Annotated in this window: 15 protein-coding genes; 5 read left to right on the top strand and 10 right to left on the bottom strand. The window is 62.0% G+C overall.

Going from position 1 to position 12,851, the window contains the following annotated elements; translation table 11 throughout:
- Window positions 1-293: 293 nt before the first annotated feature.
- From argJ to ACP7DW_RS18285, 5 genes are all read left to right on the top strand, one after another.
- Window positions 294-1,532 (top strand): bifunctional glutamate N-acetyltransferase/amino-acid acetyltransferase ArgJ, encoded by a 1,239-nt coding sequence (gene argJ, locus ACP7DW_RS18305; protein WP_426056190.1) that lies wholly within the window; start codon window positions 294-296, stop codon window positions 1,530-1,532.
- A complete protein-coding gene (locus ACP7DW_RS18300; RefSeq protein WP_426056191.1) occupies window positions 1,529-2,410 on the top strand; it encodes an ATP-binding protein in 882 nt (293 codons plus the stop codon). Before argJ ends, ACP7DW_RS18300 begins: the two co-directional genes overlap by 4 nt.
- Window positions 2,407-2,829, top strand: coding sequence for an NUDIX domain-containing protein (locus ACP7DW_RS18295; RefSeq protein WP_102120172.1), 423 nt, complete (start codon window positions 2,407-2,409; stop codon window positions 2,827-2,829). The genes ACP7DW_RS18300 and ACP7DW_RS18295 overlap by 4 nt, the downstream gene beginning before the upstream one ends.
- A 259-nt stretch (window positions 2,830-3,088) precedes the next feature.
- Entirely contained in the window at window positions 3,089-3,298 is a 210-nt protein-coding gene (locus tag ACP7DW_RS18290; protein ID WP_426056192.1) for a FitA-like ribbon-helix-helix domain-containing protein, read from the top strand.
- A gap of 6 nt (window positions 3,299-3,304) precedes the next feature.
- Window positions 3,305-3,727 (top strand): VapC toxin family PIN domain ribonuclease, encoded by a 423-nt coding sequence (locus ACP7DW_RS18285; RefSeq protein WP_426056193.1) that lies wholly within the window; start codon window positions 3,305-3,307, stop codon window positions 3,725-3,727.
- Window positions 3,728-3,730: 3 nt separating this feature from the next.
- Here the strand turns inward: ACP7DW_RS18285 and yacG are convergent, their stop codons facing one another.
- From yacG to ACP7DW_RS18235, 10 genes are all read right to left on the bottom strand, one after another.
- On the bottom strand, window positions 3,731-3,922 hold the full coding sequence (gene yacG / locus ACP7DW_RS18280; RefSeq protein ID WP_034748814.1) for a DNA gyrase inhibitor YacG: 192 nt from the start codon (window positions 3,920-3,922) through the stop codon (window positions 3,731-3,733).
- Window positions 3,923-3,940: 18 nt separating this feature from the next.
- Window positions 3,941-4,696, bottom strand: coding sequence for a cell division protein ZapD (zapD, locus tag ACP7DW_RS18275; RefSeq protein ID WP_298406132.1), 756 nt, complete (start codon window positions 4,694-4,696; stop codon window positions 3,941-3,943).
- A 62-nt stretch (window positions 4,697-4,758) separates the two neighbouring features.
- Window positions 4,759-5,406 carry a dephospho-CoA kinase gene (gene coaE, locus ACP7DW_RS18270; RefSeq protein ID WP_116745857.1) on the bottom strand — a complete coding sequence of 216 codons (648 nt, stop codon included), beginning with the start codon at window positions 5,404-5,406 and terminating at the stop codon, window positions 4,759-4,761.
- A 33-nt stretch (window positions 5,407-5,439) separates the two neighbouring features.
- Window positions 5,440-6,309, bottom strand: a complete 870-nt coding sequence (locus ACP7DW_RS18265; protein WP_426056194.1) for a prepilin peptidase — start codon at window positions 6,307-6,309, stop codon at window positions 5,440-5,442.
- 159 nt (window positions 6,310-6,468) lie between these two features.
- A complete protein-coding gene (locus tag ACP7DW_RS18260; protein ID WP_426056195.1) occupies window positions 6,469-6,996 on the bottom strand; it encodes a DUF2867 domain-containing protein in 528 nt (175 codons plus the stop codon).
- 80 nt (window positions 6,997-7,076) lie between these two features.
- Complete coding sequence (locus ACP7DW_RS18255; RefSeq protein WP_426056196.1) at window positions 7,077-7,466, bottom strand: hypothetical protein; 390 nt, start codon at window positions 7,464-7,466, stop codon at window positions 7,077-7,079.
- A 164-nt stretch (window positions 7,467-7,630) separates the two neighbouring features.
- Window positions 7,631-8,845 carry an ABC1 kinase family protein gene (locus ACP7DW_RS18250; RefSeq protein ID WP_426056197.1) on the bottom strand — a complete coding sequence of 405 codons (1,215 nt, stop codon included), beginning with the start codon at window positions 8,843-8,845 and terminating at the stop codon, window positions 7,631-7,633.
- Between the two features lie 125 nt (window positions 8,846-8,970).
- Entirely contained in the window at window positions 8,971-9,705 is a 735-nt protein-coding gene (locus ACP7DW_RS18245) for a TetR family transcriptional regulator (RefSeq protein ID WP_426056198.1), read from the bottom strand.
- Between the two features lie 271 nt (window positions 9,706-9,976).
- A complete protein-coding gene (locus tag ACP7DW_RS18240) occupies window positions 9,977-11,173 on the bottom strand; it encodes a type II secretion system F family protein (protein ID WP_426056199.1) in 1,197 nt (398 codons plus the stop codon).
- A gap of 73 nt (window positions 11,174-11,246) precedes the next feature.
- On the bottom strand, window positions 11,247-12,719 hold the full coding sequence (locus ACP7DW_RS18235; protein ID WP_426056201.1) for a DHA2 family efflux MFS transporter permease subunit: 1,473 nt from the start codon (window positions 12,717-12,719) through the stop codon (window positions 11,247-11,249).
- Window positions 12,720-12,851: the final 132 nt, after the last annotated feature.

Raw genomic sequence — 12,851 nt, 5'->3', positions numbered from 1 at the left:
ACCATGCCAGCAGGCAAAACAGGCGTAACAGACGCAACAGGCATGACAGACCCGCATCGCTGTGCTGCATTCGGTTTGACTGAGCATGCGCCATGACACCCTCTCTGGCCGGTGCGATGGCATGACTCACCATCGTCCATGCCCATACCATAGCGCCCCCAAGTGACATGGTTCTGATAAATCGCAAGCCGCTTCGCTTCGGCACCGCCGCGACTATTCCCTTGCCGCATGTTCACCCTGGCCGCGAAGGCGCTACAATAGCGCTTCCCTTTTCCCTCGCAGAAGAAATCACCATGGCCGTCAATTCTCCCAAGCCCGTCGCCGCCGACTTGAAAGCCGTCGCCGGCATTGAAATCGGTGTTGCCGAAGCCGGCATCAAGAAACCCAACCGCAAGGATTTGCTGGTATTGAAACTGGCGCCGACGGCCACCGTGGCCGGCGTATTTACCTTGAACCGCTTCTGCGCCGCGCCCGTGCAAATTGCGAAAGCCAACCTGGCCGCCGTGACGGCCGGCGCCGCGCCGATCCGTGCGCTGCTGGTCAACACGGGCAACGCGAATGCGGGCACGGGCGAATCGGGCCTGGCCGACGCACAGGCCAGCTGCACCGCGCTGGCTGAGCTACTGGGCTGCACGCCGCAGCAAATTTTACCGTTTTCCACCGGCGTGATCCTCGAACCCTTGCCCGTGCAGCGCCTGGTGGCCGGCTTGCCGCAAGCCGTGGCCGCGCTCACTTCGGACAACTGGTTCTCGGCCGCCGAAGCCATCATGACCACCGACACGCAGCCGAAAGCCGGCTCGCGCAGCGTCACCATCGGTGGCCACGCGGTGACCCTGACGGGCATCAGCAAGGGCGCCGGCATGATCAAGCCGAACATGGCCACCATGCTCGGTTTCCTCGCGTTTGACGCCACCGTGGCGCAACCGGTGCTGGACCAGCTGGTGAAGCAGGCGGCCGATAAATCGTTCAACTGCATCACCATCGACGGCGACACCTCCACCAATGACTCGTTCATGCTGGTGGCCACGGGCGCCGGCAGCCTGGTCGTCGATTCGATCGACTCGCCGCACTATGCACAACTGGCCGCTGCCGTCACCGAACTGTCGACCTTCCTCGCGCAAGCCATCGTGCGCGACGGCGAAGGCGCGACGAAATTCATGACCGTGACCGTGGAAGACGGCCGCAACGTGGAAGAGTGCCGCAAGATCGCCTATTCCATCGCCCATTCTCCGCTGGTGAAAACGGCCTTCTTCGCCTCCGACCCGAACCTGGGCCGCATCCTGGCCGCCATCGGCTACGCGGGCGTGGACGACCTGGATGTGGGCCAGTTGAATTTGTACCTGGACGACGTGTGGGTGGCCAAGAATGGCGGCCGCAACCCGGACTACCAGGAACAGGATGGCCAGCGCGTGATGCAGCAAAGCGAAATCACCATCCGCGTGAAACTGGCGCGCGGCGACGCCACGGCGACCTTGTGGACGTGCGACCTGTCGCATGACTACGTGTCGATCAACGCCGACTACCGCTCATGACCGGTCTCGATCAATTCCTGCTGCGCGCGGAAAGCTTGCTGGCGCGCGTGGAAGCGATCCTGCCGCAGGCGACGCCCGCGCCGGACTGGACCAGCTTTGCCTTCCGCTGGCGCCGGCGCCAGGGCGCAGCAGCGTATTTGCAGGCCGTGGCCCACGTGTCGAACATCGCGTTGGACGACTTGCACAATATCGGCACGCAAAAAGCGCAAATTGAACAGAACACGCGTCAGTTCGTCAGCGGACGCCCGGCCAACAACGTGCTGCTGACGGGCGCGCGCGGCACGGGCAAGTCCTCGCTGATCAAGGCATGCCTGAACCAGTTCGCCGGCCAGGGCTTGCGCCTGATCGAAGTGGACAAGGCGGATCTTGCCGACCTGCCCGACATCGTCGACCTGGTGGCGGCGCGCCCCGAGCGCTTCATCATCTTTTGCGACGACCTGTCGTTCGAAGAGGGCGAAAACGGCTACAAGGCGCTGAAAGTGGCGCTCGATGGCAGCATCGCCGCGCAATCGGACAATGTGCTGATCTACGCCACCTCGAACCGCCGTCATCTGATGCCCGAACGCATGTCGGACAACAGCAGCTACAAGACGGACGACGATGGCGATTTGCATCCGGGCGAGACGGTGGAAGAAAAAATTTCGCTGTCCGAGCGCTTCGGCCTGTGGCTGTCGTTCTATCCATTCAAGCAGGATGACTACCTCGATATCGCGGCCCATTGGCTCGCTTCCTTCGGCTGCACGCCGGAGCAGATCGCGCAAGCGCGCGGCGACGCCCTGCGCTGGGCCTTGCAGCGCGGTTCGCGTTCGGGCCGTGTCGCCTGGCAATTCGCGCGCGATTATGCTGGGAAACTACCTGCGGGAAAGTTGCCGCAATGAGCGAAGTGAAAGTGAAACCGGTCGATGTGGCTGTCGGCATCCTGATGAAGCCGAATGGCGACGTGCTGCTGGGCCAGCGCCCGGCCGGCAAGCCGTATGACGGCTATTGGGAATTCCCGGGCGGCAAGGTCGAGCCGGGCGAAGCCATTTTTGATGCCTTGAAACGCGAGTTCGTCGAGGAACTGGGGCTGTATATCGACAGTGCCGAGGCCTGGTGCGGCGTCGAATATGTGTATCCGCACGCCCATGTGCGCCTGCATTTCTATATCAGCCGCGAATGGCGGGGCGAGCCGCAAAGCCTGGAAGGGCAGGCGTTCGCCTGGCAAGGCACGGTCGGTGTGGAACCCTTGCTGCCGGCCACCATTCCCCTGCTGGAATGGCTTGATGAGGTGCGCCGGGAATCCCTGGCGCCTGCTTAGTACACCTATCAAAACCTGCTGCGCGTCGGTATAGGCGGCCTGCGATGCTCACCGGCTCGGCGCCCCCGTACCTTCGTACGGTTGCGCTTCTTAGCCACCTCTGCCTTCCGCTCGCTACGGTTTTGTTAGGTGTTGTTAATCTCTATTTGTGCCAGCGGGCAGCTCCTTGCTGCGCGCTGGCGCAAGCTTTCCTGTGACTTTCCTTGTATCGGCGGCGCTTTGCGCTACAGTGCTTGCATCACGCACCGGGGAGTTTCGCATGCCGCTGACACTGACCTTTACCGATACCGATGAATTGCTGATCGCCGCGCTGCACAAGCGTGCCCGCGCGCATGGGCGCAGCATCGAAGAGGAGCACCGCGACATCCTGCGCAGCGCCTTGCGACCGCTGCCGAAGCGCCCGCTCGACGATATTTTGCGCAGCATGCCCGACGTGGGGCACGACGCGGATTTCCAGCGCGGCTCCTGACCCGCCATGCCGATGCCCGGCTATCTGCTCGATGCCGATGTGATCGTTGCGGCGCGCAAGGGTGGCGCTGCGCCGGCAGGCGTGCTCGCATTTTTCGAACGGATAGCGCCTGACGCGCGCTATGTGCCGGTGCAGGTGATCGCGCAGTTGTGTGCGGGCATACAGCGCAGCTGGCGGCGCGAAGCGGCGCTGGAAGCACTGGCGCTGGAAGGCTGGCTGGAAGCCGTGCTGGCGGAATATGCGCCGCGGCTGCTGGAATTTGACCTCGATTGCGCACTTGTGTGTGCGCGCCTGCATGGCCGCGGCCATGCGCACGGCGTCGATGGACAGATCGCGGCGATGGGCATCGCCTATGATTTGACGGTGGTCAGCGGCAGGCTCGACAGTTTCGTGACGCAGGGACTGCGCCTGGAAAATCCGTTTAATTGAGGCTTATTGCGGCTTGTTGTCTTCGTCCGCGAGCGGATCTTCGAACGGGTCGGCGGCGGGGATCGTGTATTTCTCTTCGGCCCAGGCGCCCAGGTCGATCTGCTTGCAGCGTTCCGAGCAGAAGGGGCGGAATTTGTTGGCTTCAGTCCATTCGACTTTGGCGGCACAGGTAGGGCAGTTAACGACGGTCATGATGGGGCAAATGAGTAACAGTTAAAAATTACAGAGCGTGAGCTCGAACGGAACATCGACTTCCAGCGGCTTGGGTTTCAAGTCGCCACCCTGGGTCGTGAAGCGTACCCACAGCATATATTTGTTGGCGGAAATTTCCGGGATGGCGCCGATGTTTTCATCCAGGCTCAGGCGCAGCATCTGATACACCTTGCCTTGCAGCATTTGCTGGTAGCTGCCGCCATTGGCGATCAGTTTAACGGGTCCGCCGGAATCGCGCAGCAGGCGCAAGACCAGGGCCAGCGCATCGAACAGGGGCGCCAGCGGGGCGAACCAGGCGTGGATATCGGTCAGGCGCTGCTCGGAGCTGCGTTTTTGCCAGGCAAAGTAGGAAGGCAAGTCGAATTCGCAGGCGCCGCCCGGGATGATGGTGCGGCCGCGAATACTCATCAGCCATTCATTGTCGCGGATATTCTGGCCCGTCTTGCCTTGCGCCGCCACCAGGGCGCCGCTGACACTGTCGAGTTCACCGAGGATGGCGTCCAGGGTTTCCGGCTCCACATTCGGATTGCTGCGGTAGCCGAGCAAGCTCTGGCGCTGGCGCTCGAGTTCCTGCAGCAGGTCGGACTTCAGGTCGGCACGGCCGGCCACTTCGAGCATGTCGAAAATAGTTGCCAAGGCAACATGGTGCTGCATTGCATGCTCTTGCTGGATGAAGAACTTGAATTTGTCGTACAGGTCTTCCAGACGCAACAAGGTACGTATGCGTTCGTTGAAAGGGTATTCGTAGACAATCAAAATAATTCCCTTAAGTAAGGACCTGCAAACAATCCCGTGATTTTGAACCAAGCGTCGACAAATTACAAACGTTGCGGCCCGATTCCGGCCATTCTTTTTGAAAATGCCAGATATAAATCGTGCAACTGGGCAATCTGCGGCGCCAGGGCGGCCAAATCGCCATTATTGTCGATCACATCGTCCGCCGCCGCCAGGCGCATGGCGCGCGTGGCTTGCGTGGCCATGATGGCTTTGACTTGTTCTTCCGATAAGCCATTGCGCGCCATCACGCGCGACACTTGCAGGCTTTCCAGGCAATCGATGACCAGCACGCGGTTGACTCGCTCCACCCATCCGCCGGACTCGACGAGCAGGGGCACGGCAAAGATCACATAGCTGCCCGTCGCTGCGGCGGCCGCCGCCAAGGTGGCCTGGCGGATGCGCGGATGCAGGATGGCTTCCAGTCTGGCCTTGGCGGCGGCGTCGGCAAACACCAGGTTGCGCATTTTTGTGCGGTCGAGGGCGCCGCGCGCATCGGCGTAGTCGGGGCCAAATTCCGCCACCAGGGCCGGCATGGCGGCGCCGTTCGGCGCCGTCAGGCTGTGGGCGATCTGGTCGGTGTCGACGATGGTGGCGCCGTGCGCGGCGAACAGGTCGGCCACGGTGCTCTTGCCGCAACCGATGCCGCCGGTGAGGCCGACGCTGAAATAGGGGACGTTTTGTGTTTGCATGTATTTATCCATAGGGGCGCGGTGCGGCACCGGTCAGCCGCTCAGGCCTGGCATGAGGCGCGACAGGGGTGCGCCGTACAGCAGCGCGATCAGGCCCGCCGCCGCCAGGTAGGGGCCGAACGGAATCGGTTTGTCGCGCCCTCGCCTGGCGAAGACGATCAGGCCGATGCCGACCACGGCGCCGACCAGCGACGACAACAATATGATGGTCGGCAGCATGGTCCAGCCCAGCCAGGCACCGAGCGCCGCCAGCAATTTGAAGTCACCATAGCCCATTCCCTCCTTGCCTGTCGCCAGCTTGAAGGCCCAGTACACGGCCCACAGGGCCAGGTAGCCGGCGGCCGCGCCGATGACGGCGTCCTGCAGGGGCACGAAGGTGCTATTGATGTTGACCAGCAGACCCGCCCACAGCAAGGGGAAGGTCAAGTCGTCGGGCAGCATTTGCGTGTCGGCATCGATGAAGGTCATGGCGATCAGCAGCCAGGCAAACACGAGCGTGGCCAGGCCCGTCCAGCCGCTGCCGAAGTGCCAGATCAACAGGGCCGACAGCGCGCCCGTCAGCAACTCGACCAGCGGGTAGCGCACGGAGATGGGGGCCTTGCAGGCGCTGCACTTGCCGCGCAGCAGCAGGTAACTGATGACGGGGATGTTTTCCATGGCCGTGATGCGGTGGCCGCAAGCGGTGCAGTGCGAATGCGGCAGCATCAGGTTGTAGCGGTCCGTATGCGGCAAGGGCAGGCCGCTTTCTTCCGCCACATAATTATCGGATTCGCGCTGCATCATTGTCGGCACGCGGTGGATCACCACGTTGAGGAAACTGCCGACGATCAGGCCGAACAGGGCGGCGACGAGGGCGACGGGAAAATTGCCGGGCGCGGCGAACAGCAGGGTATCTTGCAGCATGGTGGATGGGTCTGAGGTGATGATGTTGCCGCGCAAACATTGCCTGGCATTGCCGCAGTGTAAAACATCTGCCTGCACATGGGGATGTTTTGCGCAGGGCGCTGGAAACGCCGACGCTGCCTTTAGATGGTCAATATTCGGTAGGCGGCAACAATGAGGTCACCTTTCTGGCTTGCGCTGCACCTTGTCGCGCCGGTTGACCGCGCGTTTTAACAGCGAGCGTGTCAGCAGCTTATGAAACGGCATGATGATAAACAAATAAACTCTTCCAAAGAGATTGTGTATTTTAACCAAGGTTGAAACCGTCACTTCCGATCCCTGCAGACTCGGTTGAATGCTTATCCAGATCCGAAAATCCAGATGCTTGTCGTCACCACCGACGACGACTTCAGTGCGCGTACTGGAAATAATCGGAAACATGCCAATCTTCCCCAGCCCGCGATCGCTAAAGCTGATACTTTTCTTTAGTCCCAACGGTGCGACGATTCCGTTGCGCAAAATAATGAGCCAGGTGAGCATGCGATGCGGTTCAGCGAACACGGCGCGCCCCGCTTGTTCGGCGTCCACGTAGGTTCGATCCCCCTGACCGGCATAGCCGTCGGAGAAATCAATGCGCGTCAATCCTGACGCCGACATGGCTGCCGCTGGCGCAGCAATGAAGAAGACTTTGTTTGCTTCGTTTGTCATGAATAAAACTCTCTCTGTAAAGTGAGTGACGGTCGGACTGCGGTTGTTTTGATTGGCGCGCATGCAAAATTGGACGGGCCTCAGTGCTGGCCCGCCAGGACAGTTCTTGCCGACTGCGCGTCGGCTTTCAGTGCGAAGTAGGTCCACATTCCTCCAAGCAGATCTGCGACGCCGAAAAAAACGATCATCGGGCTGGCAAGGCCAATGGCAGCGAAGGTCGTGAAGGCCGCGAACACGAAGAGGCGCGTGTATACCGACGCGACCAGAAACGGCTTGTTTTCGTGCTTGGCTGCGACCCACGCATAGACGCCAATCATGGATACGACAACGCCAAGCAAATGAATCCAGACCTCGGAGGTTGGCGGAATTTGTAAGATCGACAGCAAGAAGTTTGGCGCGACGACTAACACGGGCCCAACGACGAACAAGTAGAGGGCGAATACTTTGGCGCTATACGCAGACTTGGACATGTTTTTCCTTTTTGAGAGCGTGCCGACAGGCTTGGGGGGTACTGAGGATCAAGTGCAACACCAGGTGATGGAACGGTGGTGCTCGGATATTGCACAAGCGCGGCGTGGCTGCTGCCAGGCATGATGAAGACTGCGCATCGCGGAGGCAGAAACGTCGTATGCATTCAACGAATCCAGGGGTTGGCGGTGCGCACACGTGCACCGAGGGTTTTGAGAAGCTGGATCAGGCCTAAATAGGCCCGGTCGACGTAGGGCAGTTCCTCAGGCAAGGACTGCAGGTGCCGAAGTGCCTGGCGCTGATGTTCGGCTGATGGACGTGGGTATGGCGGGTGTTGCGCAAAGTCATACACCGCCACGGTAAACGGCAACTTCTGCCAGGCATGCCGCTCGGCCATTGCCGGCAGCAGTTGCTGGCAAAAGTCCTGCGCATTCAGATTCGGCCCAATCAGGCCCAAGTCCCGATAGGCCTGCTGCATGGCGCCGTGGTCCGCCGGGTCGCGCAGCTGTGCCGACCAAAGCGCGCTGAGCGCTTGGCAAAAGGCAGCGTCCAGCGCGCGGGTGCAGCCAAAGTCCAGCAGGCCCAGTCGGCCGTCCGGCATGAACAGATAGTTGCCCGGATGCGGGTCGGCTTGCAGGCGGTGCAGCACAAAGGTGCAATGAAAGAAGGCGTCAAACAGCAGCTGACCAGCCTGATCACGTGCGGCTTGATCGGGTTCGGTCAGCAACCATTCGTTGAGATGCAGTCCCGGCAGGCGTTGCATGGTCAGCACGCGGCGTGTGGTGCGGCCCATTACCGGCTGGGGGATCACCAGGCCCGGCAGCGTGAGATGCTGGGCAAACCATTGCATGGTCTGTGCCTCGTGCAAATAGTCCAGCTCTTCGGCCAGTTTCCGTTCGATGTCATCCATCATGCGCGCGATGATATCGGCTTTGGGCATCATCTCCGAGCGGTCCCCCCAGGCTTGCAGCAGGCTGCGCAGCATACGCATGTCGCTGCCAATGGAGTCCGCCATTCCGGGGTATTGTAGTTTGACGGCCACTGCCAGACCGTCGGTCATGCTGGCGGCGTGGACCTGACCCAGACTGGCGGCGGCAAAGGCGATCGGATCGAATTGCTGGAACAGGGCTTGCGGATCCTGGCCAAACTCCTGGCGCATCACTTTGATCACCAACGCGCGGTTCAGCGGCGTGACCTGATAGTGGGCGCGGGCCAGTTCCTGGCGCATGCCCTCGGGTAGAAAGCCGAGTTCCATGCTGAGCAGCTGCGAGGCTTTGAGTGCCGTGCCCTTGAGCTGGTTCAACGCGGCAAACAGGATGCGCCCGAGTTCCGCCTCATGTGCCACGCGGGCCTGTTCCGTTGTCGTATCGTCGCGCGTCATCGACTTGGCCTTATGGCCCAGGTGGGTCAGCCCGGCCCGCGCCACTGCCATGCCGACAATCGCGCCACGCGAAAGACGCCCGGTACGTGGCAATTGCGCAACTTTGTTCGTCCTGGTCGTGGGCCTCATGAGCGTACCCCGCCCAAGCCGCGGCGGGCCAATTGCAGCAGGTCCAGCAAGCCATTGCCGTCTTGCATCAGGCGCGCCAGCTGGCTGCGCACCAGGAAACCGCCCAGCTCCAGCAGCTTGTCCACCAGACCGCTGCGCAAGGCTAACACCAGCACGCCCAAGCTTAAATCGACCATTTGCGTGGTGTTGGAAAACTGCTCGGAGGTGTCGCGCAGCCAGTATGCAATGACGCCGTACACATAGTCGGCCAACAGTCCGGCCAGGCTGGGCTTGAAGCCGCAAGGCACGATTTCACCGGTCGTCTCGGCCTGCTCCAGCATCTGCAGGAAGGTTTGCTGGAGCAAAGGCTTGCCGGGCAGTTGCTCGCCCAACAGCAGCGTGGGCGCGCGCTCCACCATGCCGCGCGCCAGGCCCACAAATTCGCGGTCGGCCAGCAAACCTTCCAGCAGACTCTCGACCACCAGTTGCAGGCGCTCCTGCAGCGAAAATTCGCTCTGTCCCTGCGTCTGGTCGGCTTGCGCCACCGCGTCTGCAATGGCTTGCTGAAAGTAGGCGGTTACCAGTTTCTCCTTGGTAGGGAAGTATTTGTAGATGGTGGCATCACCCACGTCGGCGGCACGCGCGATCTGCTTCATGGTGGTGCCCTCAAACCCATGCTGGGTCATCAGGTCCACGGCGGTCTGAATGATCAGCCGATGGTTTTTGGCTTGTTGGGCTTTGGAAGTACGCATGATCGCAATTTGAAGAAGAGTGAAATGTCGGGGCGGGGCAAAACAATCAAGTCTGGCCCCAGCATGTACGCAGTGCGACGGCGAGCAGGCAGATCCACCCCTTGGATTACCTCATGCCCTGCATTGCGATACGAATATACAATACTTGCTATCTATTAATTGAATATATTGTACATATATTGGATAGTCAATTACTATTATTTGATAAGAAGGTAAATGTATGACACGCATGGGTGCATGCCGGGTGTCGGTGGCGAACTGCAGGCGGCAGTCAAATCACCGCGCCCAGCTTGAAAATCGGCAAATACAGGGCGATCACGAGGGCGCCGACCAGCACGCCCAGCACCACGATCAGCGCCGGTTCCAGCAGCGCGGAAAGGGTGGCCACGGTGGCGTCGATATCGGCCTCGATGATCTCGGCCGCGCGCGACAGCATGGCGTCGAGCGCGCCCGATTCCTCGCCGATCAGGGCCAGTTGCGTCAGCAGCGGGGGGAACACGCCGCTGTGCTCCATGGCCAGGGCCAGGCTGCCGCCGGCGCGGATTTCACGCTCGATGCGCGCCGTCGCTTCCTGGTACAGCGCGTGACCGGAGGCGGCGCCCACCAGGCCGAGCGAGTCGAGCAGCGGCACGCCGGCGGCAAACATGGCGGCCAGGGTGCGCGTCCAGCGCGCAATCGCCGCCTTGCGCAGGAGCGGACCGAAGACGGGCAGGTGCAATGCCCGCAGCTGCGTGTTGCGCCGCAAGGCGGGCCAGCGGCGCCAGGCCAGGTGCAGCAGCAGGCAAGCGAGCATGAGCGCCGCCAACAGCGCCAGCCAGTAGCGGACAACAAAAGCGGACAAGTCCATGACGACCAGGGTGGGCAGCGGCAACGGTGCGCCGAAGCTGTCGAAGACCTGGCGGAAGGCGGGCACGACCACGCTCATGATGATGGCCGTGACGGCGATGGCGACGAGCACGATGAGCAGCGGATACATCAGCGCGCCGCGCACTTGCCGCCGCAGGGCGATGGCCTTTTCCTGGTGCGTGGCCAGGCGCGCCAGCAAGTCCTGCACGATGCCCGCCTGTTCGCCTGCCGCCAGCAGCTTGCAATACAGCTCGTCAAACAGCTGCGGGAACTGGCGAAAGGCTTGCTGCAGGCTGCTGCCCGCTTCGATGGCGTGGCGCAAGTCGCGCATCAGCTCCGTGACGGCGGGTTTGGCGTGGCCCTTGCCGGCGATGTCGAAGGCGTGCAGCAGCGGCACGCCGGCCGCCATCATGGTCGACAGCTGGCGCGTGAACAGCGCGATATCCTTGTGCGTGATGGCCTTGCCGGGCGCGGCGCGCACCGCCTGCACACGGGTGGCGAGGATGCCCTGGCGGCGTAGCGCGCCCTTCGCAGTGCTGGCGTCGGCGGCGCGCAAGACGCCATCGACCGCCTGGCCATGACGGTCCGTCCCCTTCCATGCAAAGCGCCGCTCGGCCGCCATCTGCACCTCCTGCCGTCACGGTAGCAGCGTCAGGCAAAAGCACCAGCGGCGCTGGCGGCAAGCTTGATGTGGCTCAGCCTTTGGTGGTTTGCACTTCCGTCTGCACCAGGGCCTGGGCCTTCACGTCGGCCGCCTCTTCCTCGTCGCTGTCGGTGCCCTTGCTGATGCTTTCTCCATCGTCGCGGCGCAAGGTCCAGAAGGTCAGCGAGGACAGCACCGTCAGGGCTGCGAGGGTCAAAAAGGTGTGGTGCAGGGCGGTGCTGAGCATGGCGCGGTCCGACTGCGGCATGTCGCCCAGGTACCAGCCCGTGATCAGCGAACCGAAGGCCAGGCCAAAGCTCATCGACAGTTGCTGCATCGAGCTGGCGATGGTGCTGGCCATGCTGGAGTCGGTCTTGTCGACATCGGCATACGCGATGGTGTTCATGCTGGAAAATTGCAGCGAATTGAAAAAGCCCAGGCACAGGCTGATGCCGACGATCACGTACAGGGACGTGCCCGCGCCCACCTGCGAAAACATGGCGATGGTGATGCCGATCAGCACGGTGTTGACGATCAGCACCTGGCGGTAGCCGAAGCGGGCCAGTACGCGCGCGGAAATGAATTTCATGCCCATGGCAGCCGCCGCCGACGGCATCATCAGCAAGCCGGACTGCCAGGCGGGCAGGCCCAGGCCCAGCTGGTACAAGAGCGGCAGCAGGAAAGGCAGGCCGCCCACGCCCAGGCGCGTGACGAAGCCGCCCACCACGGAGACGCGGAAGGTGCGGATCTTGAACAGGGTCAGGCGCAGCAGCGGGTGCAGCACTTCGCTCGAATGCCAGGCATACGCGGCCAGCAGGCTGATGGAAATGAACAGCAGCACGGCAAACGAGGTGGCATCGATGCGATGTTCGCCGAAAATTTCCAGCAGCCACGACAGCAGGGCGATGCCCGTGCCGAACAGCACCAGGCCGATCAGGTCCAGCGGACGGGGCTTGTCGCCGTAGTAATCGGGCATGTAGCGGTGCGCCAGGTACAGCGCTGCCAGGCCGACCGGTACGTTGACGAAGAAAATTTCGCGCCACGACAGCCAGTGCACGATCAGCCCGCCCACCGTGGGCCCCAGCAGGGGCCCGATCAGGGCGGGGATGATGACGAAATTCATGGCCGCCAGCAATTGTGACTTGGGAAAGGTGCGGATGATGGTGAGCCTGCCCACCGGCATCATCATGGCCGCGCCCACCCCTTGCAACAGGCGCGCGGCCACCAGCATGGGAGCATTCACGGACAGGCCGCACAGGATGGAGGCGAGGGTAAAGATGGCCACGGCGGCGGAAAATACGCGCCGCGTACCGAAGCGGTCGGCCATCCAGCCGCTGATGGGAATGCACACGGCCAGGCTCAGGATGTAGCTGGTGACGACGGCTTTCAGGCTCAGCGGCGTTACCTGCAGGCTGGCGGCCATGGCGGGGATGGCGGTGTTGACGATGGTGGAGTCGAGTTGCTCCATGAACAGGGCAGTGGCGACCACCCAGGGAAGGTAGCTTTTAATCGGGGAACTGGTCATGGATGCGAGCCTGAGGAGGAAGAACGGAGCCGACAGTACGATGAATTGTCACATAAATGGCGCCGGCGTGCCGCCCGCAATCGTCATTCTGGCAGCGTGCGGGGGCGGCGTCCATGGAACATTTGTTCCATG

This window comes from Janthinobacterium sp. PSRC1-1 (assembly GCF_049897525.1).
GTDB classification, from domain to species: Bacteria; Pseudomonadota; Gammaproteobacteria; order Burkholderiales; family Burkholderiaceae_D; genus Janthinobacterium; species Janthinobacterium tructae.
Note: the sequence above shows the minus strand (reverse complement) of the source record. Positions and strands in the feature narration are given on the sequence as shown.

What these genes read in the sequence shown, in the direction of transcription:
- ACP7DW_RS18235 (WP_426056201.1), bottom strand. Translation starts at nt 12,719, where the DNA reads ATGACCAGTTCCCCGATTAAAAGCTACCTTCCCTGGGTGGTCGCCACT.
- ACP7DW_RS18285 (WP_426056193.1), top strand. Translation starts at nt 3,305, where the DNA reads ATGCCGATGCCCGGCTATCTGCTCGATGCCGATGTGATCGTTGCGGCG.
- ACP7DW_RS18290 (WP_426056192.1), top strand. Translation starts at nt 3,089, where the DNA reads ATGCCGCTGACACTGACCTTTACCGATACCGATGAATTGCTGATCGCC.
- ACP7DW_RS18250 (WP_426056197.1), bottom strand. Translation starts at nt 8,845, where the DNA reads ATGACGCGCGACGATACGACAACGGAACAGGCCCGCGTGGCACATGAG.
- ACP7DW_RS18260 (WP_426056195.1), bottom strand. Translation starts at nt 6,996, where the DNA reads ATGACAAACGAAGCAAACAAAGTCTTCTTCATTGCTGCGCCAGCGGCA.
- coaE (WP_116745857.1), bottom strand. Translation starts at nt 5,406, where the DNA reads ATGCAAACACAAAACGTCCCCTATTTCAGCGTCGGCCTCACCGGCGGC.
- ACP7DW_RS18245 (WP_426056198.1), bottom strand. Translation starts at nt 9,705, where the DNA reads ATGCGTACTTCCAAAGCCCAACAAGCCAAAAACCATCGGCTGATCATT.
- ACP7DW_RS18295 (WP_102120172.1), top strand. Translation starts at nt 2,407, where the DNA reads ATGAGCGAAGTGAAAGTGAAACCGGTCGATGTGGCTGTCGGCATCCTG.
- argJ (WP_426056190.1), top strand. Translation starts at nt 294, where the DNA reads ATGGCCGTCAATTCTCCCAAGCCCGTCGCCGCCGACTTGAAAGCCGTC.
- ACP7DW_RS18240 (WP_426056199.1), bottom strand. Translation starts at nt 11,173, where the DNA reads ATGGCGGCCGAGCGGCGCTTTGCATGGAAGGGGACGGACCGTCATGGC.
- ACP7DW_RS18255 (WP_426056196.1), bottom strand. Translation starts at nt 7,466, where the DNA reads ATGTCCAAGTCTGCGTATAGCGCCAAAGTATTCGCCCTCTACTTGTTC.
- ACP7DW_RS18300 (WP_426056191.1), top strand. Translation starts at nt 1,529, where the DNA reads ATGACCGGTCTCGATCAATTCCTGCTGCGCGCGGAAAGCTTGCTGGCG.
- ACP7DW_RS18265 (WP_426056194.1), bottom strand. Translation starts at nt 6,309, where the DNA reads ATGCTGCAAGATACCCTGCTGTTCGCCGCGCCCGGCAATTTTCCCGTC.